19 protein-coding genes are annotated in these 21,594 nt (G+C 51.4%); 16 read left to right on the top strand and 3 right to left on the bottom strand.

Annotated features, from left to right (window positions below; genetic code table 11):
* Positions 1–10 precede the first annotated feature (10 nt).
* The 16 genes from CAG64_RS04155 to CAG64_RS04080 all read left to right on the top strand — a co-directional run bounded on the left by CAG64_RS04155 (position 11) and on the right by CAG64_RS04080 (position 18,485).
* On the top strand, positions 11–853 hold the full coding sequence (locus tag CAG64_RS04155; RefSeq protein ID WP_161488311.1) for a phosphatidate cytidylyltransferase: 843 nt from the start codon (positions 11–13) through the stop codon (positions 851–853).
* Between the two features lie 48 nt (positions 854–901).
* Positions 902–2,110: a 1-deoxy-D-xylulose-5-phosphate reductoisomerase gene (gene ispC, locus CAG64_RS04150; protein WP_021705839.1), complete on the top strand. Its 1,209-nt coding sequence runs from the start codon at positions 902–904 to the stop codon at positions 2,108–2,110.
* Positions 2,107–3,462 (top strand): sigma E protease regulator RseP, encoded by a 1,356-nt coding sequence (gene rseP / locus CAG64_RS04145; RefSeq protein ID WP_161488310.1) that lies wholly within the window; start codon positions 2,107–2,109, stop codon positions 3,460–3,462. Before ispC ends, rseP begins: the two co-directional genes overlap by 4 nt.
* Positions 3,463–3,502: 40 nt before the next feature.
* Positions 3,503–5,911 carry an outer membrane protein assembly factor BamA gene (gene bamA / locus CAG64_RS04140; RefSeq protein ID WP_021705837.1) on the top strand — a complete coding sequence of 803 codons (2,409 nt, stop codon included), beginning with the start codon at positions 3,503–3,505 and terminating at the stop codon, positions 5,909–5,911.
* Positions 5,912–5,925: 14 nt separating this feature from the next.
* Entirely contained in the window at positions 5,926–6,435 is a 510-nt protein-coding gene (locus CAG64_RS04135) for an OmpH family outer membrane protein (protein WP_161488309.1), read from the top strand.
* Between the two features lie 7 nt (positions 6,436–6,442).
* Entirely contained in the window at positions 6,443–7,474 is a 1,032-nt protein-coding gene (gene lpxD / locus CAG64_RS04130) for a UDP-3-O-(3-hydroxymyristoyl)glucosamine N-acyltransferase (protein ID WP_161488308.1), read from the top strand.
* Between the two features lie 97 nt (positions 7,475–7,571).
* Positions 7,572–8,024: a 3-hydroxyacyl-ACP dehydratase FabZ gene (fabZ, locus tag CAG64_RS04125; RefSeq protein ID WP_021705834.1), complete on the top strand. Its 453-nt coding sequence runs from the start codon at positions 7,572–7,574 to the stop codon at positions 8,022–8,024.
* A gap of 1 nt (position 8,025) precedes the next feature.
* A complete protein-coding gene (lpxA, locus tag CAG64_RS04120) occupies positions 8,026–8,814 on the top strand; it encodes an acyl-ACP--UDP-N-acetylglucosamine O-acyltransferase (protein ID WP_161488307.1) in 789 nt (262 codons plus the stop codon).
* 123 nt (positions 8,815–8,937) lie between these two features.
* Positions 8,938–10,083 carry a lipid-A-disaccharide synthase gene (gene lpxB / locus CAG64_RS04115; protein WP_161488306.1) on the top strand — a complete coding sequence of 382 codons (1,146 nt, stop codon included), beginning with the start codon at positions 8,938–8,940 and terminating at the stop codon, positions 10,081–10,083.
* Between the two features lie 3 nt (positions 10,084–10,086).
* Positions 10,087–10,704, top strand: a complete 618-nt coding sequence (rnhB, locus tag CAG64_RS04110; RefSeq protein ID WP_161488305.1) for a ribonuclease HII — start codon at positions 10,087–10,089, stop codon at positions 10,702–10,704.
* Positions 10,705–10,779: 75 nt separating this feature from the next.
* Positions 10,780–14,259: a DNA polymerase III subunit alpha gene (dnaE, locus tag CAG64_RS04105; RefSeq protein WP_021705830.1), complete on the top strand. Its 3,480-nt coding sequence runs from the start codon at positions 10,780–10,782 to the stop codon at positions 14,257–14,259.
* A 46-nt stretch (positions 14,260–14,305) separates the two neighbouring features.
* Positions 14,306–15,265: an acetyl-CoA carboxylase carboxyl transferase subunit alpha gene (gene accA / locus CAG64_RS04100; RefSeq protein ID WP_021705829.1), complete on the top strand. Its 960-nt coding sequence runs from the start codon at positions 14,306–14,308 to the stop codon at positions 15,263–15,265.
* 126 nt (positions 15,266–15,391) lie between these two features.
* Complete coding sequence (tilS, locus tag CAG64_RS04095) at positions 15,392–16,705, top strand: tRNA lysidine(34) synthetase TilS (protein ID WP_161488304.1); 1,314 nt, start codon at positions 15,392–15,394, stop codon at positions 16,703–16,705.
* 65 nt (positions 16,706–16,770) lie between these two features.
* Positions 16,771–17,085, top strand: coding sequence for a c-type cytochrome (locus CAG64_RS04090; protein ID WP_161488303.1), 315 nt, complete (start codon positions 16,771–16,773; stop codon positions 17,083–17,085).
* Positions 17,086–17,196: 111 nt separating this feature from the next.
* Positions 17,197–17,535: a nitrogen regulatory protein P-II gene (glnB, locus tag CAG64_RS04085; RefSeq protein WP_038203435.1), complete on the top strand. Its 339-nt coding sequence runs from the start codon at positions 17,197–17,199 to the stop codon at positions 17,533–17,535.
* Between the two features lie 107 nt (positions 17,536–17,642).
* The gene (locus CAG64_RS04080) at positions 17,643–18,485 is read left to right on the top strand and encodes an endonuclease/exonuclease/phosphatase family protein (protein WP_161488302.1); all 843 of its coding nucleotides are present in this window, start codon (positions 17,643–17,645) and stop codon (positions 18,483–18,485) included.
* Here CAG64_RS04080 and CAG64_RS04075 read toward each other — a convergent pair.
* From CAG64_RS04075 to gloB, 3 genes are all read right to left on the bottom strand, one after another.
* On the bottom strand, positions 18,482–19,168 hold the full coding sequence (locus CAG64_RS04075) for a YIP1 family protein (RefSeq protein ID WP_161454012.1): 687 nt from the start codon (positions 19,166–19,168) through the stop codon (positions 18,482–18,484). The genes CAG64_RS04080 and CAG64_RS04075 overlap by 4 nt on opposite strands.
* Positions 19,165–20,727 (bottom strand): LysM peptidoglycan-binding domain-containing protein, encoded by a 1,563-nt coding sequence (locus CAG64_RS04070; protein ID WP_161488301.1) that lies wholly within the window; start codon positions 20,725–20,727, stop codon positions 19,165–19,167. The genes CAG64_RS04075 and CAG64_RS04070 overlap by 4 nt, the downstream gene beginning before the upstream one ends.
* Before the next feature lie 70 nt (positions 20,728–20,797).
* Complete coding sequence (gene gloB, locus CAG64_RS04065; protein ID WP_021705822.1) at positions 20,798–21,556, bottom strand: hydroxyacylglutathione hydrolase; 759 nt, start codon at positions 21,554–21,556, stop codon at positions 20,798–20,800.
* Positions 21,557–21,594: the final 38 nt, after the last annotated feature.

Below are 21,594 nucleotides of genomic sequence, written 5' to 3'. Positions count from 1 at the left end.
ATTCATCAGTTTGAAGCAAAGAATTATTACGGCGCTGATTTTAGCTCCTCTGGTTATTCTGGGCATTTTTATGCTGCCGCTACCATGGTTTATGGCGGCGATTGCAGCGGTCACTCTCGTCGGCTTCTGGGAGTGGACACAATTTGTTGATTGCCGCTCCCGTGTTCTGGCGTTGATCCCGGCGGTTGTGGTGGGGGGGGCGAGCCTGTTTTTCGTCCAGTCGGATGTCCTGAGTCTCAATACGTTGACTCCCGCTCATTACGCGATTTTGACGATTGGTGGAATTTGGTGGGTGATCTCCAGCTTGATGGCGATCACGTACCCTAAATCCAGCGATGGCTGGCAAAATTCCACGATATTGCGTCACTTGTTTGGCATATTGACGCTATTGCCATTTTTCTGGAGCGTGTTACTGCTGCGTGCTGAAGGCATTGACTCCGATCCATATCACGGTGCCAAACTGGTCTTGTTTGTATGCTTATTGGTCTGGGCGGCTGACAGCGGGGCGTATTTTGCCGGCAAATCGCTGGGCAAACGTAAAATGGCGCCGAACGTTAGTCCAAATAAAACCATTGAAGGCCTGATTGGCGGCATTCTCACAGCTCTGGTGGTGGGCTGGGTTGCAGCGGACTGGTTCGATATTACTTTTACCAATCACGTCGTGATGTTGGTGATCACGCTGATCACTGTGGTGATCTCCGTGTTAGGCGATTTGGTTGAAAGCATGTTCAAGCGTGTATCCGGGATTAAAGACAGCAGTAATATCATCCCGGGGCATGGTGGCATTCTCGATCGCATCGACAGCCTGACAGCGGCTTTCCCGGTCTTTGCTCTTCTATACTTCGTCTTCTAATCTCTACGGGCAGGGCATCCCTGCCTGTAAAATTCATGGTCTCTTGCTATGCGTAAGTTAACAATCCTCGGTGCAACGGGCTCCATCGGTGCCAGTACATTGAAAGTGGTCGCACAGAACCCACAACAGTTCTCTGTCGTGGCTTTGGCGGCAGGAACCAACGTAGACAAAATGCGCCAGTTGTGCGAAACCTGGCGACCGAAATATGCCGTGATGGCCTGTGACGACGCAGCGCTGTTACTCAAACAGCAATTGGCTGAGCTAAAGCTGACCACTGAAGTACTGTCTGGCGTCGAGGCCATGTGTCACATCTCCTCCTTTGATGAAGTCGATACGGTCATGGCAGCCATCGTAGGCGCAGCCGGCCTGATGCCGACGATGGCCGCAGTCAAAGCGGGCAAACGTGTACTGCTGGCCAACAAAGAAGCCCTGGTGATGTCTGGGCAACTGTTTATCGATGCCGTTGAAAAGTACGGTGCCGAAATCATGCCCGTGGACAGTGAACACAACGCGATATTCCAGTGTCTGCCAACGGACGTTCAGGTCAACCTGGGGCGCAGTGACCTCAAAGCCAATGGTATTCAGCACATCCTGCTCACCGGATCTGGCGGTCCGTTCCGCTACAGTGATATTGCCTCACTGGCCGAGGTGACGCCGCAACAGGCCATTGCCCATCCAAACTGGTCGATGGGACCGAAGATCTCTGTGGATTCCGCTACCATGATGAACAAAGGTCTGGAATACATTGAAGCCAAATGGTTGTTCAACACCGAACGTGATCAGCTGAAAGTGCTGATCCATCCGCAATCGGTGATTCACTCCATGGTGCAATATTGTGATGGTTCACTACTGGCTCAAATGGGCGAACCGGACATGGCAACACCTATCTCTCTGACGATGGCTTATCCGGAGCGCGTGCCGGCGGGCGTTCAGCCCCTGGATTTTACTCAGTTAAGTGAGTTGACTTTTATGGCACCGGATTACGACCGTTATCCGTGTCTTAAACTGGCCATTGATGCCTGTTATGAAGGTCAGCATGCGACGACCTCACTCAATGCCGCCAATGAAGTGGCTGTCGATGCCTTCCTCAATCAACGTATCCGTTTTACCGACATTGCTGAGGTAAATGAAAGAGCCATGTCAAAAATTTGTTCGACTCATAGCTTGTTACAGTGCTACGACTTGGAAAGCCTGATTGAGCTAGATAGAATGACTCGCAGTATAGCCCTGGAAATTGTACGTGAGCGTTCGCTATGACCGGTATTTTATGGAACTTCGCTTCTTTTATTATCGCCCTGGGCATTCTGGTGGCGGTGCATGAGTTTGGTCACTTCTGGGTCGCACGTCGCTGTGGCGTGAAAGTCGAGCGCTTCTCCATCGGTTTCGGTAAATCGATTTGGACCAAGCAGGGGAACGACGGCACAGAATACGCGCTGTGCGTGATTCCTCTTGGCGGCTACGTCAAGATGCTCGACAGCCGGGTTGATGAGGTTAGTGCTGACGAAGCGCATCTGGCGTTTGACCGCAAAGCGTTGTGGAAACGCACTGCGATTGTGGCCGCAGGCCCCGTGTTTAACTTCCTGTTTGCCATTTTTGCCTACTGGCTGGTGTTTCTGATTGGCATTCCGGCTGTGAAGCCAGTTGTTGGTGAAGTGACCCCGTATTCCATTGCGGCAGACGCGGGCTTGCAACAGGATATGGAACTTAAAGCGGTCTCGGGCGTCAAAACCGCAGACTGGGAATCAGTGAACATGGCGTTGATCTCACACATCGGTGATCCGCGCATGACTCTGACCGTGGCACCAGTCGATGGGCTGGGCGCACTGCAGACACTGAATCTGGATTTGTCCGAGTGGAACTTTGATCCAGAAAAAGAGTCTGCTATGGGAGCGTTAGGTTTTAAACCGTTTACGCCGGCCATCTCGCTTACCATCAGCAACGTGTCGGAAAATGGCGCAGGAGCCAAAGCCGGCCTGGAACGTGGCGATACGCTGTTGCGGGCCAATGATCAAACGCTCACGGAATGGGAACAGGTGGTCGAGCTGATTCAAGGGAGTCCGAATGTGCCTGTGGCACTGACGATTGATCGCGCTGGTGAAACCCGCACCCTGACGTTGACACCGGAGAGTAAACAGGCGCAAGGCCAGACGATCGGCTTCGCAGGAATCGCTCCGGAAGTCGCAGAATGGCCGCAAAGTTATCGCTTTGAGCTGCAATATGGTGTATTTGAGTCAATCGGTAAAGCGGTTGAAAAGACGGGTCAGGTTATTGATTTGACCATGTCGATGTTGAAAAAACTCGTCGTTGGCGATGTCGGTTTAAATAATCTCAGTGGCCCGATTTCGATTGCGAAAGGCGCTGGAACCACTGCGGATTATGGCTTGGTGTACTTCTTAGGCTTTTTGGCGCTAATCAGTGTCAACTTAGGAATTATCAACTTAGTCCCTCTGCCAATGTTGGATGGTGGCCACCTGCTGTTCTTTGCTATTGAAGCGATTATACGTCGTCCCGTACCTGAGAAAGTGCAGGAAATGGGATATAAAATCGGCGGCGTGATTATTTTTTCTTTAATGGCTGTGGCAATATTTAATGATTTTACTCGCCTTTAAACAGGGCATCGGGTTGTTGTAAGGAATAACTAAAACAAGTATGGCGATGAAAAAAATTCTGTTTGCGACGTTACTGGCGACCAGTGTTTCCGCAAACGGAGCAGAGAACTTTGTAGTTCAGGATATTAAAATTGAAGGTTTGCAACGTGTGGCACTGGGTGCGGCATTGTTGAAAATGCCCGTTCGAATTGGTGATAACGTCGATAGTCAGGATGTGGCGGAAATCATCAAGGCCCTGTACACGTCAGGCAACTTCGAGGATGTCAAAGTCCTGCGCGACGGCAATGTGCTGGTGGTGCAGGTCAAAGAGCGTCCGACAATTGCCAGCGTTTCCTTCTCCGGAAATAAAGCGATCAAAGAAGAGCAACTGACTCAAAACCTGGAAGCGTCCGGTATCCGGGTGGGTGAGGCGCTGGATCGCACCAAGTTATCTAACATCGAAAAAGGTCTGGAAGACTTCTACTACAGCGTTGGTAAATACAATGCGACGGTAAAAGCTGTCGTAACGCCGTTGCCACGCAATCGTGCTGACCTGAAATTTGTCTTCACCGAAGGCGTGTCGGCCAAAATCCAGCAGATCAACTTTATTGGTAACGAGGTCTTTTCCGACGAAGAGCTGCTTAGCCGCTTCAATCTCAATGTGGACGTTTCATGGTGGAACTTCCTGTCCGATGACAAATATCAGAAACAGGTGTTGGCCGGCGACATTGAAGCGCTCAAATCGTATTATCTTGACCGCGGTTACCTCAAGTTTCAGGTAACCTCGACTCAGGTGGCGATTTCACCGGATAAAAAAGGCGTCTACATCACTCTGGGTCTGGATGAAGGCAAACCGTACAAGGTAAAAGACGTGCAGTTCCGGGGGGAACTGATCGGCAAAGAGAAAGAATTCCAAGGTATGGTGCCGTTTGAAGACGGTGATGTTTACAACGGTTCGTCAGTCACTGCGCTCGAAGAGAGTGTCAAGAAAGCGTTGGGTGAGGCGGGCTATGCGTATCCCCAGGTTCGTACCATTCCTGAGTTTGATGATGAAAACCAGGAAGTGTCTCTGATCGTGAATGTCGAAGCGGGCAACCGTATCTACGTGCGCGATATCCGCTTTGTCGGGAACAACTCAACCAAAGATGAAGTGCTGCGTCGCGAAATGCGTCAGATGGAAGGTAGTTGGCTGAACTCGAAATCGATCGAGACCGGTAAAACCCGTCTCAACCGTCTGGGGTTCTTTGAAACGGTAGACGTGCAAACGGTGCGCGTACCGGGCAGTGAAGACCAGGTTGACCTGGTTTACACGGTCAAAGAGGCCAACTCAGGCAGTGTTAACTTTGGTATCGGTTATGGTACAGAGTCGGGTGTCAGCTTCCAGGTAGGCTTGCAACAAGACAACTTCCTGGGCAGTGGTAACCGGGTCGGCATCAACGCGATGATGAACGATTACCAGAAGAACATTAGTCTCGACTATCGCGATCCGTACTGGAACCTGGATGGGGTCAGCCTGGGCGGCAAGATCTTCTACAACGAGTTTGAAGCTTCAGAAGCCGGTATCGTCGACTATACCAACGAAAGTTATGGTACCAGCCTGACGTGGGGGTTCCCGTTTGATGAGCTGAACCGTTTTGAGTTCGGTGTTGGCTACACGCACAACAACATCGGTAACCTGACCCCATATCTGCAGATTGAACAGTTCTTGTGCAGTATGGGCGATTGTAATGCGACCAGCCTGCAAACCGATGATTTCGATATCAATTTGTCGTGGACACGCAACAACCTCAACCGGGGCTATTTCCCGACCGCAGGGAATTACCAACGTGCCTCGGCAAAAGTAACCGTACCTGGCTCTGACACGCAGTACTTTAAGCTGCAGTACGATATCCGTCAGTATATCCCACTGACCAAAAAGCATGAGTTTACTCTTCTGATGCGTGGTCGTTTGGGGTACGGCAATGGTTACGGCGAAACCGACGGCAACGATAATTTGTACCCGTTCTATGAAAACTTCTATGCCGGTGGCTTTACCTCGCTGCGTGGTTTCGGTTCGAACAGCGCTGGCCCGAAAGCGGTGTACCGAGATTACTCCGGCTCGAACAACGGTGCGGATACAGCAACGGATGATTCGGTCGGTGGTAACGCGGTGGCACTGGCCAGTCTGGAGCTGATCGTCCCTACGCCATTTGCGTCGGATGAAGTGCGTAACCAGATCCGTACCAGCGTGTTCCTGGATGCTGCCAGTGTCTGGGATACTGAGTTTGATTACCGCAGTGGCGGTGCAGACTATGGTGACAAGTACTACTATGACTACTCAGATCCAACGAATTATCGCGCATCATACGGTGTAGCCCTGCAATGGATGTCACCAATGGGACCACTGGTCTTCTCACTTGCGAAACCTATTAAGATTTACGAAGGTGACGATGAGGAATTCTTCACTTTCACTATCGGCAGAACCTTCTAACAGAGGAATATATTTTGAATAAAATGATTAAAGCGGCTGGTGTAAGCCTTATCGTTCTTACGTCTTCATTCTTTGCTAATGCCGCAGAAGCTGCTCAGAAGATTGGCTACATCAACACAGCTCAGGTGTTTCAGGCTCTGCCTCAACGTGAAGCTGTGATGCAGAAAATGCAGAAAGACTTTAAAGGCAAAGCCGATGAACTGAAGAAAATTCAGTCTCAGGCGAAGACGAAAATCGACAAGCTCAAGCGTGATGGCGAGCTGATGTCAGCGGATCAGGTTGAAAAGCTGCGTATCGAGATCGGCCGTCTGGACAGCGAATACAAGATCAAAGCGCAAGCACTGGATCAAGCGTCTAAGAAACGTGAAGCAGAAGAGACACAAAAGTTGTTTAAAGTGATTCAGGATGCGGTTGAGAAAGTGGCCAATCAAGACGGCTACGATATGGTGATTGATATGCAAGCCGTGCGTTTCGCCAAACCTGCAAACAACATCTCTGAAAAAGTAATCAAAGCACTAAAATAATAGCGATATGACAACTCTGACTCTGGCCGACTTGGCCACTATTACCGGGGGGGAGCTACACGGCGACGCAGAGGCAACTGTGTCGACGGTGGCTCCGATGGATAAGGCGGCTGAAGGTCACGTGACTTTCTTGTCAAATCCGAAATACGCCAAACATCTGGCTGATTGCAAGGCAACGGTTGTGATGGTGAAAGCGGCTCAGCGTGAGCTTTGCCAGGGCAATGTGTTGGTAGTGGATGACCCGTATGTGGCGTTTGCAAAAGTCGCGCAAGCGCTTGACAGCACGCCGTCTCCGGCCAGTGACATTGCACCGTCAGCGGTCATCGCTGAGGACGTCAGGCTGGGGAGCAATGTGTCGATCGGAGCAAATGCGGTCGTTGAGTCTGGGGTCACGCTAGGTGATAACGTGGTGATTGGAGCGGGTTGTTTTATCGGTAAGAATGCCACGCTCGGCGCCAACACCAAGTTGTGGGCGAATGTGTCGATTTATCACGATGTGATGATTGGGTCTGATTGTCTGGTGCAAGCCAACACAGTGATTGGTTCCGATGGCTTTGGTTACGCCAATGAGAAAGGGGAGTGGATCAAAATTCCTCAGATTGGCACCGTTCGTATCGGCAACCGAGTTGAAATCGGTGCCGGCACCACTATTGACCGTGGTGCGCTGGACGACACCGTTATTGAAGACAATGTGATCCTCGATAACCAAATGCAAATCGCCCATAACGTGCACATCGGATATGGTACAGCCATGGCTGGTGGTACTATTGTCGCAGGCAGTACCAAAATTGGTAAATACTGCATTATTGGTGGTGCGTCGGTCATCAATGGTCACATTGAAATTGCAGACGGCGTAACGATCACTGGTATGGGTATGGTAATGCGGAGTATCGAAGAGAAAGGCATGTACTCATCTGGTATTCCACTACAGCCAAACAAAGAGTGGCGTAAAACAGCAGCTCGGGTTCATCGTATTGATGAGATGAACAAACGCCTGAAAGCGGTTGAGAAGCTGCTGGAGCCGAAACAGGAATCGTGAGGATTCCTGACTCGCTCATAAAAGGCTCGCGAACCGCGAGTCTTTTTCATCTATAATGCCACTCAATCCTTAGAAGATTTGAATTAGGAATATGACTTTGAGTACTGAAAACAAAACAATGAACATCACTGAAATTCAGGAATTATTACCTCACCGTTATCCTTTCCTGCTGATTGACCGCGTGACCGACTTTCAGGAAGAAAAATACCTGACGGCAATCAAGAACGTGTCAGTGAATGAACCTCAATTTACAGGTCATTTCCCACAATTTCCTGTCTTTCCAGGTGTTTTGATCCTGGAAGCGATGGCACAGGCCACTGGCCTGCTGGCGTTTAAATCCTTTGGCGCACCATCTGAAAACGAGTTGTACTATTTTGCCAGCGTCGATAACGCCAAGTTCCGCAAGCCAGTGACACCCGGTGATCAACTGGTGATCGAAGTTGAATTTGTGAAAGAGCGCCGTGGCATCGCTGCATTTAACGGTGTTGCGAAAGTTGATGGTGACGTTGTTTGTTCTGCTGAATTGAAGTGTGCACGCCGAGAGTTCTGATATGATTCATGAAACTGCTCAAATCCACCCGGCAGCGGTGGTCGAAGACGGGGCCGTCATTGGCGCCAATGTGAAAGTCGGGCCATTTACTTATATCACTTCGGGTGTGACGATCGGTGGAGGGACCGAAGTGATGTCGCATGTGGTGATCAAGGGCAATACAGTGATCGGCAAAGAGAACCGTATTTTCCCACAAGCGGTGATTGGCGAAGAAAACCAGGATAAGAAATACGGCGGCGAAGACACCAAAGTGATCATTGGCGATCGCAACGTGATTCGTGAAAGTGTTCAGATCCACCGGGGAACAGCGCAAGACAAAGGCGAAACGGTTGTCGGCGATGACAACCTGTTTTGTGTTAATGCCCATATTGCGCACGACGTTATTGTCGGGAGCCACACTCATATCGGCAACAACTCGATCTTGGGTGGGCACGTTACGGTCGACGATTACGCGGGGGTCATGGCCTTGTCTGCGATCCATCCGTTCTGCACCGTGGGAGCCTACGCGTACATCGGTGGATGTTCTGCGGTGGTTCAGGATGTACCGGCTTACGTACTGGCGCAAGGGAATCACGCATCACCATTTGGGCTGAATCTGGTTGGCCTGAAACGCAACGGATTTGAAAAAGCGGAAATTCGTGCGTTGCAGAAAGCGTACAAGGAAATCTATCGCTCAGGTAAAACGCTGGAAGAAGTCAAACCGGTGCTGAAAGAGATGGCACAAGAGTGGCCGTCGGTGGCCCGTTTCTCTGACATGCTGGAAAACACTGAGCGTGGCATTATCCGCTAACATCGGATACTGATATCACACAAAAGATCGCCGTTTCACGATGGCGGTCTTTTTGTGTTTTATGGCAAGCGCTTAAGGTTTGAGCGTTAGGCATAAAATACAACAGGACAAACGGAACGGAAGATGAACAAACCATTACGCATTGGTATTGTGGCCGGCGAGCTGTCGGGTGATACGTTGGGTGAAGGCTTTATCAAAGCGGTAAAACAGTACTATCCGGATGCCGAGTTTGTCGGCATTGGCGGTCCGAAAATGATCGCCCAAGGCTGCGAATCTTTGTTTGATATGGAAGAGTTGGCGGTGATGGGACTGGTTGAAGTCCTCGGGCGCTTGCCGCGTTTGCTGAACGTCAAAGCTTCTCTGGTGAAGTACTTCACTGACAATCCACCGGATGTTTTTATCGGCATTGATGCGCCGGATTTTAACCTGCGTCTTGAGCTAGATCTCAAACAGGCCGGGATCAAAACCGTGCACTATGTCTCTCCGTCAGTCTGGGCCTGGCGTCAAAAACGCATTCACAAGATAGCCGACGCGACTAACCTGGTCTTGGCATTCCTGCCGTTCGAAAAGGCGTTTTACGACCAGTTTGATGTGCCGTGTGAGTTTATTGGCCATACGCTGGCGGATGCGATTCCGCTGGTCTCTGAGCAAGCGCCGGCCCGAGAACTACTGGGGCTAGATCAGGATCGTAAATGGCTGGCGGTCTTGCCAGGCAGTCGAGGCAGCGAGCTGAAAATGCTGGCGGAGCCGTTTATTGACACGTGCAAAAAGCTACATCAGACGTATCCGCAACTTGGTTTTGTGGTGGCTGTGGTCAATCCGAAACGCCGTGAACAGTTCGAAGCTGCGTGGCAAGCGCTGGCACCTGAGTTGGATTTCCGCTTGGTCGATGATACGGCCCGTAACGTGATTACCGCGGCCGATGCGGTGATGCTGGCGTCCGGAACGGTTGCACTGGAATGCATGCTACTAAAACGTCCGATGGTGGTGGGGTACCGGGTCAACGCACTGACGGCGTTTCTCGCCAAGCGGCTACTCAAAACCAAGTACGTATCACTGCCCAACATTCTTTCTGACAGTGAATTGGTCAAAGAACTGCTACAGGAGGAGTGCACCGCTGATAACCTTTATCGTGAAGTGGTCACCTTACTGGAGTCCGACAACCGCATCATGCTGGATAAGTTTACCGAAATGCATCACTGGATCCGTAAAGACGCGGATGCCCAAGCGGCGAATGCCGTCCTGACACTCATTAACAAGCAGAAGTAACCCATGGCAGTAGAAAAAAAACCGCTTCCTCCGTTTGAATACCCTCAAGGCTACCAGCTTATTGCTGGTGTGGATGAAGTCGGGCGTGGACCGTTGGTTGGAGATGTGGTGACCGCGGCGGTGATCCTGGACCCGAACAACCCGATTGAAGGACTGACGGATTCCAAAAAACTCTCAGAAAAAAAGCGTCTGGCCTTATTGCCGGAAATTAAGCAAAAAGCGCTGGCATGGTCAGTCGGACGCTGCTCACCGCAGGAGATCGATCAACTGAACATTCTCCAGGCAACGATGGTGGCGATGCAACGCGCGATTGCTGGTCTGGCGATTCAGCCGGATATGGCATTGATTGATGGTAATCGTACACCAGAGTTGCCCATGGCCGCTCAGGCGGTGGTCAAGGGGGACCTGCGCGTTGCTGAGATCAGTGCGGCCTCGATTCTTGCCAAAGTGGTGCGTGATCAGGAAATGGAAGCGCTGGATGTGCTCTATCCGCAATTCGGTTTTGCCCAGCACAAAGGTTATCCGACCAAAGCCCATTTTGAGGCCATCGAGCAACACGGTGTGATCGATCAACACCGCAAGAGTTTCAAGCCAGTCAAAAAGGCACTTGGCTTGGACTAGTGCTTTATTCTGCAGGCTATTCACGTAAAATAGCCTGATTATGTTCGGAAATTTGAGTTACCCCGGAAACCGTTAATGTCAGACCCTAAGTTTATCCACCTGCGTGTTCACAGCGACTTCTCCATGATTGACGGCCTGTCCAAAGTGCCGCCGTTAGTCAAAAAAGTCGCCGAAATGGGCATGCCGGCGATGGCGCTCACCGATTTTACCAACCTGTGTGGTCTGGTGAAGTTTTACGGCACCGCACACAGCTGCGGGATCAAGCCGATCATCGGGGCTGACTTTGCCATGCAGTCGCCAGAGTTTGGAGACGATCTAACTCGTCTGACAGTGCTGGCGGCCGACAACGTCGGCTATAAAAATCTGACACTGCTGATCTCGAAAGCCTACTTACGTGGTCACATTCAACATCAACCGGTGATCGATAAAGAGTGGCTGGCAGAGCACGCCGAGGGGCTGATCCTGCTTTCCGGCGGTAAGAGCGGTGAGGTCGGCAGAGCGTTGCTGAAAGGCAATACGGCGCAGGTTGAGCGTTGCGTGGCGTTTTATCAGCAGTATTTCCCTGAGCGGTTTTACCTTGAACTGACCCGTACCGGACGCCCCGACGAAGAGAGCTATCTGCATTTTGCTCTTGAGCTGGCACAGCAGGCAGAATTGCCTGTAGTGGCGACGAACGATGTGGTGATCCTTGATCAGGAGCTGTTCGAAGCGCATGAGATTCGTGTGGCAATTCATGATGGATACACTCTGGAAGATCCGCGCCGGCCGAAGAATTACAGTCCGCAGCAATACCTGCGCAGTGAAGAGGAAATGTGCGCTCTGTTTGCCGACATTCCGGAAGCGCTGGAGAACTCGGTAGAAATTGCCAAACGTTGTAATGTGACCGTGCGGCTTGGCGAATATTTCCTGCCCGCGTTCCCGACCGAAGGGATGGCGGAGACTGACTTCCTGGTAATGAAGTCTCGTGAGGGGCTGGAAGAGCGCCTTGAGTTCCTTTTCCCTGACGAGCAAGTGCGTGCAGAACAACGTCCTGCTTACGACGAGCGCCTACAGATTGAGCTGGACGTGATCAACCAGATGGGATTTCCTGGTTACTTCCTGATCGTAATGGAGTTTATCCAGTGGTCGAAGGACAATGACATTCCGGTAGGACCCGGGCGGGGATCCGGCGCCGGCTCACTGGTGGCGTATGCCCTGAAAATCACCGATCTCGATCCGCTGGAATATGATCTGCTGTTCGAACGATTCCTTAACCCGGAGCGGGTGTCGATGCCCGATTTCGACGTCGACTTCTGTATGGACAAGCGGGACAAGGTAATTGATCACGTTGCCGAGATGTACGGCCGGGATGCGGTATCTCAGATCATTACTTTTGGTACCATGGCGGCCAAAGCGGTCATTCGCGACGTTGGCCGGGTGCTGGGACATCCCTTTGGCTTTGTTGACCGGATTTCCAAACTGGTGCCACCGGATCCGGGCATGACGCTTGAGAAAGCGTTCAAAGCGGAACCGGCGTTACAGGAACTGTACGACGCCGATGAAGAAGTTAAAGAACTGATCGACAAATGCCGGATCCTGGAAGGGTGTACCCGTAACGCGGGTAAACACGCCGGGGGCGTGGTGATCTCTCCGACCACCATCACCGACTTTGCGCCCATTTATGCAGATGCAGAAGGGCACTTCCCGGTGACTCAGTTTGATAAGAACGATGTCGAAACGGCAGGGCTGGTGAAGTTTGACTTTCTTGGCCTGAGAACCTTGACCATCATCGACTGGGCGCTGGGCCTGATCAACCCGCGTCTGGAGAGTGAAGGGCGTGAACCGGTGCGGATCGAATCGATTCCGCTGGTGGATGAGGCATCATTCCGGATGCTGCAAAACTCCGAAACCACCGCGGTTTTCCAGCTCGAATCTCGCGGGATGAAAGAGCTGATCAAACGTCTACAACCGGACTGTTTTGAAGACATCATTGCTTTGGTGGCCCTGTTTCGTCCGGGGCCGCTGCAGTCTGGTATGGTGGATAACTTTATCGACCGTAAGCACGGCCGGGAAGCGATCTCCTATCCGGATGAAAAATGGCAACATGAGTCATTAAAAGAAATTCTGGAGCCAACCTACGGCATCATTCTCTATCAGGAGCAGGTGATGCAGATCGCTCAGGTGCTGGCCGGTTACACCTTGGGTGGCGCCGACATGCTGCGCCGTGCGATGGGTAAAAAGAAACCGGAGGAGATGGCCAAGCAGCGCGCGGTGTTCCAGGAAGGGGCCGAAAATAATGGCATCGACGGTGAACTGGCGATGAAAATCTTTGACCTGGTAGAGAAATTTGCAGGTTACGGCTTTAACAAATCGCACTCCGCCGCCTATGCTTTGGTGTCGTACCAGACCTTATGGCTCAAAGCGCATTATCCTGCCGAGTTCATGGCGGCGGTCATGACGGCCGATATGGATAATACCGAAAAAGTGGTTGGCCTGATTGACGAATGTATCCGCATGAAGCTAAAAGTGCTGCCACCGGACATCAACGCGGGTCTGTATCGGTTTAACGTTGATGAAACGGGCGCGATCGTTTACGGCATCGGGGCTATCAAGGGCGTTGGTGAAGGTCCGATTGAAGCGATACTTGAAGCGCGCAACAAAGATGGCTATTTCAAAGATTTGTTCGATTTCTGTGCTCGCATCGACCTGAAGAAAGTCAATAAACGAGTGATAGAAAAACTGATTTATGCCGGAGCCCTCGATCGCCTTGGCCCTCACCGTGCTGCGATGATGGCGTCACTGGATGATGCGGTGAAAGCGGCCAGCCAGCACCATCAGGCAGAGGCTTTTGGTCAGACCGATATGTTCGGTGTTTTGACCGACGCACCGGAAGAAGTCGAGCACAAGTACACCAAAGTGCCACCTTGGCCGGAAAAAGTTTGGCTGGAAGGTGAGCGTGATACACTGGGCCTGTATTTGACCGGGCACCCAATTAACGCCTATATCAAGGAACTCGGTAAGTACACCAGTTGTCGACTAAAAGACGCCACTCCGACCCGGCGCGATCAAAGCGTTACCGTGGCCGGGCTGGTCATTGCGGCCCGAGTGATGACGACGAAACGCGGTACGCGAATTGGCATCATGACCCTGGATGACCGCAGTGGTCGTATGGAAGTGATGCTGTTCTCTGATGCGTTGGAAAGGTATGCAGAGCTGCTGGAAAAAGATAGAATTTTGGTCGTTTCCGGACAGGTCAGCTTTGATGATTTCAATGGCGGTCTTAAAATGTCGGCGCGCGAGGTTATGGATCTCGGTGCCGCACGTGAAAAGTACGCTCGTGCCTTGTCCGTATCGATCAATGCAAAGCAGATTGACGATCAGTTTTTTGAGCGCTTTAGTCAGATCCTGGAGCCTCACCGGGCAGGCACTGTCCCAGTCAATGTATACTATCAAAAGGCCGATGCCCGGGCGCGTTTGACGCTGGGTACCGAATGGCGCATTACGCCATCAGATACATTGCTAGATGAATTAAAACAGTTACTTGGCAAAAGCCAGGTAGAACTCGAATTTAACTAAAATTCGATTCTGAAGCAGAAAGAGTCGAGTAGAAAAGGATCCCTAGATGAGCCTAAATTTTTTGGAATTTGAAAAACCTATTGCCGAACTTGAAGCCAAAATCGAAGCACTTCGTGATGTTTCTCGTCACGGTGGTGAGTCAGGCGTCGATCTGGAGAAAGAAATCCAGCAACTGGAAAAGAAAAGCCTGGAGCTGAAGAAAAAAATCTTCAGTGACTTGGGTGCCTGGGAAACCGCTCAACTGGCCCGTCACCCGCTGCGTCCGTATACACTGGATTACATTGAGCATGTCTTTACCGAGTTTGATGAACTGGCTGGTGATCGTGCGTACGCTGACGATAAAGCGATTGTGGGTGGTGTCGCTCGTTTGGATGGCCGTCCGGTGATGATCATCGGTCATCAAAAAGGCCGTGAAACGCGTGAGAAAGTGAAACGTAACTTCGGCATGCCAAAACCGGAAGGTTACCGTAAAGCGTTGCGTTTAATGGAAACGGCAGAGCGTTTCGGTATGCCAATCATCACGTTTATTGATACGGCGGGTGCTTACCCGGGTGTCGGTGCGGAAGAGCGTGGTCAGTCAGAAGCGATCGCGACCAACTTGAAAGTGATGGCAGGCCTGAAAGTGCCGGTTATCTGTAACGTCGTGGGTGAAGGCGGTTCTGGTGGTGCTTTGGCGATCGGTGTCGGTGATTACGTCAACATGCTGCAATACTCAACTTATGCTGTGATTTCACCAGAAGGCTGTGCGTCGATTCTGTGGCGTGATTCTGACAAAGCACCTCAGGCAGCAGAAGCCATGGGGCTGATTGCGCCGCGTCTGAAAGAGCTGGAATTGATCGACGAAATCATCGAAGAGCCACTCGGCGGTGCACATCGCGATCATGCACAAATGGCGGCCAACATGAAAGCCACTCTGCTACGTCAGTTGGAAGATCTGGAGCAGCTGGATCAGGACTCGCTGCGTGAGCGCCGCTACCAGCGTCTGATGAACTACGGTTACTGCTGATAATTGGTTTGGTTTCATGAAAGGCCGGCTTCTGCCGGCCTTTTTTATTTCCCCGGAACCCGCGCGCGACAAGCCGTTACTGGCGTTGTAAGATGGCACTCATCGTTTGTCTGACCCTCAAGCCCCATGCTAGATATTTATCCGCGTTTTTGCGCTGCCGTTACACCCTACTGCCAACCTTCATCACGCCTTGTGGTGGGGCTAAGCGGTGGTGTTGACTCTCGAGTGTTGTTGGCGCTGGCTGCGCGTTATGGGCGAGAGCATCAGGTGCCATGTGTGGCGGTTCACGTGCATCACGGACTCAGTCTCAATGCCGACGACTGGGCCTGTCAGTGTGCGCACTGGTGTGAGGAAAGCGGGATTGCGCTGGTGGTTGAGCGAATTACACTGGCGCGTCAGGGCGGGGAGAGTCTGGAGCAGATTGCCCGCGACGGACGCTATCAGGCGCTGCACCGCCATATTCGCCCTGGCGATTTACTGTTGACGGGCCAACATGCCGATGATCAGGTTGAGACCTTTCTGCTGGCATTGAAGCGCGGCAGTGGGCCGAAAGGGCTGGCTTGCATGGCGCCAGTGTCATCTTTTGGTGAAGGCATGTTGATTCGCCCGCTACTGGAGGTCACTCGTGAGCAGATCGAAGCTCTGGCCCTGAGTGAATCGTTGGAATGGGTGGAGGATGAGAGCAATCAGGATACCCGCTTTGAACGTAATTTTATTCGCCATCAACTGACGCCACAACTAACGGAGCGTTGGCCAGTTTTTCGCCGCTCGGTGCAGCGCAGCGCCCGTTTGTGTGCAGAGCAGGAAGCGTTGCTGGATGAATTGCTTGCCGACAAGTATCAGATGATCAGCGCGAAGGACGACAGCTTGAGTATCTCTGCATTGGATGAATGCAGTACGGTGATGCGTAACCGCCTTCTCCGGATGTGGTTCGCCGTGCACCAGCAACGTATGCCGGGCAACGCTCATCTGGCGCTGATCTGGTCGGAAGTCGCGTGTGCACAGCAGGATGCGAATCCTCGCCTCAAAATCGACCAAGTTGAAGTTCGTCGTTTCGCCGGGCATTTATATCTGGTGGCCCATTGTGCCGATGTGTCTGGTTGGCAACATCCAATCTTACCAGATCAGCCTTTAAGCTTACCGCAAGGGCTGGGCCAGTTAAGAATAATACATACCGAAGGCCAGGGGCATCTCAACTTGTCGCATTGCGACCCGAGTCAGTTCTGGGTGACGTTTGATCCAACAGGGCTCAGTGCGCACCCGGCAGGGCGCTCCCACAGTCGGAAGCTGAAAAAACTGTTTCAGGAGTACGGAGTGCCCAGTTGGCTGAGACGGCGTACGCCGATCCTGATGTATCAGGAGCAGGTTGTTTGTGTGGCCGGTGTGTTTGTCGACCGGGCATTTAAAGGTCAAGATTGTGAACTGATTTGGGACAAGTAAACCGTTTTTGTGTCAAAATCGTACAATAAAAACGCATAAAAACCACGATTACATAAGGAAAAGCAATGAATAAAGTCGCTCTAGGAATGGTGCTTGGAATGAGTTTGTTGGCCTCTCAGTCCATGGCTGCTGGTGATATTGAAGCAGGGAAAGCGAAAGCGGCCGTATGCGCTGCGTGTCACGGTGCGGATGGTATTGCGGTGATCCCGGGGTATCCGAACCTGAAGGGACAAAGTGAGCAATACTTAGTCAGTTCGATTAAAGCCTACAAAAATAAAGAACGTACTGGCGGTCTGGCGGCAGTGATGCAAGCTCAGGCTGCGATGCTCAGTGATGAAGACATCGAAAACGTGGCTGCGTACTTCGCCAGCCTGAAATAATTTTTGCAGTGCAATCGTCGAGAAAAGCCCGGGCTGATGCTTGGGCTTTTTATTGATTGTTGTTGTCAGCTAACAGATAATAGCCAAAATAACAAAGTTTAAGGGATGAACATGAAGAAGATCGAAGCGATTATCAAGCCGTTCAAACTGGATGATGTTCGTGAGGCGCTGGCCGAAGTTGGGATTACCGGTATGACAGTCTCTGAAGTAAAGGGATTTGGGCGCCAGAAAGGTCACACGGAGTTATACCGCGGCGCAGAGTACATGGTGGACTTTCTGCCGAAAGTGAAATTGGAAATTGTCGTTACGGATGATGTGGCGGATCAGTGTGTAGACACGATCATTGAAACAGCACAAACTGGCAAAATTGGCGATGGTAAAATCTTCATTACCGATGTGGAACGCGTGGTGCGTATCCGTACTGGCGAAGAAGACGAAGACGCAATCTAAACAGATTTTACCAAAGAGCCGCAAGGCTCTTTTTTCTACCAAGGCCAGCGATGTTAACACCAGCCAACCCAGCTTGATGGTGACTGGTTATTGGTAAGACTCCCTATATGAAGAAAAAGCTACTATTTGGTGTACCGGCCGTGGTCGCGGCTGGCATGACGATCGGTTATCAGGTCGTATTTTCCCTTCCGGAACAGCCTCAATTGTCTACCATTACCAATAGTGATGTTGAGCTGGCGTTGCGCTGCTATGACAACCCTGCACCTGTTGCCATAGATGACAATGGTCGGCTGAATATTCTGGTATGGAACATCTACAAACAGAACCGCTCCAACTGGCGCCGGGCATTGAACAAATTTTCTGCCGATAAACAACTGGTGCTGTTGCAAGAAGCCAGCATGGGCGATGAGCTAAAAGCCTGGATCAATCAGGGTAAGTGGAACGGCAATCAGGTCGATGCATTTAAAGCGTTTGATAAGACGGCGGGAGTGTTGAACCTGGCGCCGCAGTTGCCGGTGGAAGCCTGCGCGTACACTGAATTGGAACCCTGGATTCGTTTACCCAAATCGGCGTTATACGCCACATACCAGCTATCGAATGGTGCGCAGTTAGCCGTCGTTAACATCCATGCGGTTAACTTTACCTATGGTACTAAAGAGTATCGACGCCAACTGAACACACTGACTGAGGCGCTGATGCAGCATCCGGGGCCTGTGATCATTGCTGGAGACTTCAACAGCTGGAGTAAAGAGCGTCTGCAGGTGATGCGAAAGACACTGGAGATGATTGGGGTACATGAAGTGAGCTATTTACCGGATCACCGCAAGCAGTTTATTAATGGTCTGCCGCTCGATCACGTGTTCTATAAAGGTCTGAAGTTTGAAAAGGCAGAGGCGCCTTCAACTGACGCCTCTGATCACAATCCGCTGATGGTTCAGTTCAGTCTTTAAAACAGAACAATATACAACGCCCAGATGAGATAAAATGCCAACCACGGTAGCGTAGCAATCACCAGAGCCTGACCGCGCTCGAACTCGGTCCAGGTTCCGACGGCGGCATACCCCAGCGCGATGTACCAGGGTAAGAGCAGTGGAAATGCACTGGCAAACTGGGCCCAGTCACTGGTCAGAGGCAGTTTAATCAACCCGTTCAGGCTGTTGAGATCCGCCGCGTATGACATTACCTGACCGTGTTTGAGCAGGACGCTGACGTAGCTGGCCAAATCACCAAGTACTGCCGGGAACGTGATAACAGCACTGGCAGCAAACCAGCGCCAATATCCGTGTTGATGCTGGCTGGCTTTGGTCGCAAGGTTAAACCACAGCGCCAGCATGGCGATGGTCAGGGTGCGGCCAAACACATCACTGATGATTTCACTCGCCATCAGGGTGTTTTTATCCAGTAGCTCCAACTGGCTGGGGTCGACGTTGGGTAACTGCTGCGTCAGAGCGGCTTTCAGCCAGGCAAAATCGACGATATCAAAATACGCGCCCCAGAACAGGAAAGGGGTCAGCAGTAAGACGATATACGGTTGCCATCCCCACATTCCTCTTTGATAAAGCGCGACCAACGCTGCCGATGGGGAGCGGAAAATATCCACCAACATGATCAACGGATTACTTGACGGGGTCATACACTTACCTTGGTCACATCCACGTACAGTTTAAGCTTCTGTCCGGGTTGCAGGTAGCGACCGACACTCAGACCGTTCCACTTCACGACATCCTGACTGCGTACTTTGAATTTCTTCGCGATGCCGCTGAGGGTGTCACCGGAACGCACCGAGTAGAACACCGTACGGATGATTGCGCCGTCGCTGGCATTCTTCCAAATGACCAGCTTTTGCCCTACGCGTAGCGTGTCTCTCGGGCCCATGCCATTCCATTTAGCCAAGGCGCCGGAAGACACCTTATTGGCTTTGGCGATGGACCACAGACTTTCCCCGGATTTAACCGTGTGTGTCAGTTTAAACTGGCCACGGCTGCGTTGCTGAGTCTGCTTGAGGCGGTTAGCTGCACTTAGGGTGTACGCCTGTTCATCTTTGGTCGAGGTCGGGATCATCAGATACTGACCGATACGAATATTGTTATTCGATAGGTTATTGGCCTTTCGAATCACTTTGCTGGTGGTGTTATATTGATTTGCTAGGACACTGAGAGTATCACCCGATTTCACTTTATAACGTACCAGTTTCATCCCTTTACCGCGGTTTTTGCTCACGTTTGCGGTAAAGTGTGCCACAGAGTCGATCGGCAGCAGTAACTGCTGTGGTCCGTTCGGAGAAGTGGCCCACTGATTGTAGGCTGGGTTCAGGCTTTGCAGTTCTTTGACCGAAATACCCGCGTAGTTCGCGGCAATGGCCAGATCGAGTTGCTCTTTTGGATCGACCAGTTGTACAACAGGTTTGTTCGGGATAGTTGGAAGACCGATGCCGTATTTTTTCTGATTAGCAATAACGTCTGCCAGCGCGAGCAATTTCGGTACGTAGCTGCTGGTCTCTTTCGGCAGATCCAGCGAGAAGAAATCCGTTGGCTTGCCCAGCTTCTGATTCTTGCGAATGGCGCGGGACACCCGGCCGCCGCCACTGTTGTACGCTGCAATGGCGTGTTCCCAGTTTCCGTCAAAACGTTTGTTCAGGGCTTCAAGATAGTCCAGTGCGGCATCTGTGGCGGCATCCACATCCCGACGTCCGTCATACCAGAAATTCTGTTCCAGGCCATAGGTTTTACCCGTGGCTGAAACGAACTGCCAAAGCCCGGCTGCGCTGCCATGCGAGTAGGCAAATGCATCAAATGAGCTTTCTACTACTGGCAAAAGCGCCAGTTCCATTGGCATATTACGTTGTTCAATTTTGGTCGTGATCAGGTACAGAAACGGCTTCGCACGCTCGGACACCACTTTTAAGTGGTTCGGGTGTTTCAGATACCAGGTCCGGTAATAATTGACCTTCTGTTCATCAGGTACGCGCATCTCAAGTTGCATTGCAATTCGTTGCCATACATCTTGTTGATCCTGAGGAGTGATCGTGACTAGGGGTTTATCTGAAGGGACACTTGCTGGAGTTTTTGTGACCGATTCTGGCGTCGGTTTTATGGGTTTATTCGTGTCTTTCGTTGTGTCTGTCTGTGTTTGCTGGGTCAGTTGACAGCCTGCTAAGAGCAGAGCCAACGCCCAACTGTACTTTACTCGCATTCTACAGCCCTTTTTTTGAACGGCTGCTGATAATACTTGCCACTTTGGTCAAGTGGCAAGCAGCAAATCGTTAAAATTCGTTTTTCCACTCACGCAGCGCAGTAAAAATGGCGACTGGATCTGCTTTTGATGTGCGACTGGAAGCGGACTTGATCACCGCCGGTTGATCGCAGCGCAGGAAAGGGTTGATCCATTTTTCGCGGCGGATGGTGCTTGGTAGAGTAGGCTTGTCTTGCGCACGCAGGCGAATCACTTCATCACGGTACTGGCGCAACTGATCATTTTCAGGTTCAACGGCCATAGCAAAGGCGACATTGGCCGCAGTGTATTCATGGGCGCAGTAGACCTCGGTTTCTTCCGGCAGCGCAGCCAGCTTGTTCAGTGAGGCGAACATTTGCTCCATGGTTCCTTCGAAAACCCGTCCGCAACCGGCAGAGAACAGCGTATCGCCACAGAACAATTTGCCGTCGCCGACATAGCCGATATGTCCGAGCGTATGCCCCTCCAACCCTAAGACCATAAACACCTCATCAAACAGCTCGATTTGATCGCCTGCTTCCACCGGGTGAGTCAGCGTGGGGATTGGTTCCTGTTTGGGGCCAACCACGTCAATGGTTGGAAAGTGATAAACCAAGTCTGGTACGCCACCGATATGGTCATGATGGTGGTGCGTGATAAGAATGGCGTCCAGTTGCAGTTCATGTTGTTTGAGGTAATCGAGAACTGGTTGCGCCTCACCCGGATCGACCACTGCACACCGCTGATCATCATTTTGAATCAGCCAGATGTAATTATCGTTAAATGCAGGTATGCTTTTGATATGTAACATTGTTAAATCTCCAGTCACCCAGGGTGAAACAGGTTATT

It is taken from the genome of Vibrio sp. V38_P2S17PM301 (assembly GCF_009904845.1).
Lineage (GTDB): Bacteria > Pseudomonadota > Gammaproteobacteria > Enterobacterales > Vibrionaceae > Vibrio > Vibrio proteolyticus.
The sequence above is the reverse complement of the archived record's forward strand: the minus strand, read 5'-3'. Positions and strand labels throughout refer to the sequence as shown.

Coding starts and splice junctions, on each gene's coding strand:
- ispC (WP_021705839.1), top strand. CDS start 902: ATGCGTAAGTTAACAATCCTCGGTGCAACGGGCTCCATCGGTGCCAGT.
- rseP (WP_161488310.1), top strand. CDS start 2,107: ATGACCGGTATTTTATGGAACTTCGCTTCTTTTATTATCGCCCTGGGC.
- bamA (WP_021705837.1), top strand. CDS start 3,503: ATGGCGATGAAAAAAATTCTGTTTGCGACGTTACTGGCGACCAGTGTT.
- lpxD (WP_161488308.1), top strand. CDS start 6,443: ATGACAACTCTGACTCTGGCCGACTTGGCCACTATTACCGGGGGGGAG.
- lpxA (WP_161488307.1), top strand. CDS start 8,026: ATGATTCATGAAACTGCTCAAATCCACCCGGCAGCGGTGGTCGAAGAC.
- lpxB (WP_161488306.1), top strand. CDS start 8,938: ATGAACAAACCATTACGCATTGGTATTGTGGCCGGCGAGCTGTCGGGT.
- rnhB (WP_161488305.1), top strand. CDS start 10,087: ATGGCAGTAGAAAAAAAACCGCTTCCTCCGTTTGAATACCCTCAAGGC.
- dnaE (WP_021705830.1), top strand. CDS start 10,780: ATGTCAGACCCTAAGTTTATCCACCTGCGTGTTCACAGCGACTTCTCC.
- accA (WP_021705829.1), top strand. CDS start 14,306: ATGAGCCTAAATTTTTTGGAATTTGAAAAACCTATTGCCGAACTTGAA.
- tilS (WP_161488304.1), top strand. CDS start 15,392: ATGCTAGATATTTATCCGCGTTTTTGCGCTGCCGTTACACCCTACTGC.
- CAG64_RS04090 (WP_161488303.1), top strand. CDS start 16,771: ATGAATAAAGTCGCTCTAGGAATGGTGCTTGGAATGAGTTTGTTGGCC.
- glnB (WP_038203435.1), top strand. CDS start 17,197: ATGAAGAAGATCGAAGCGATTATCAAGCCGTTCAAACTGGATGATGTT.
- CAG64_RS04080 (WP_161488302.1), top strand. CDS start 17,643: ATGAAGAAAAAGCTACTATTTGGTGTACCGGCCGTGGTCGCGGCTGGC.
- CAG64_RS04075 (WP_161454012.1), bottom strand. CDS start 19,168: ATGACCCCGTCAAGTAATCCGTTGATCATGTTGGTGGATATTTTCCGC.
- CAG64_RS04070 (WP_161488301.1), bottom strand. CDS start 20,727: ATGCGAGTAAAGTACAGTTGGGCGTTGGCTCTGCTCTTAGCAGGCTGT.
- gloB (WP_021705822.1), bottom strand. CDS start 21,556: ATGTTACATATCAAAAGCATACCTGCATTTAACGATAATTACATCTGG.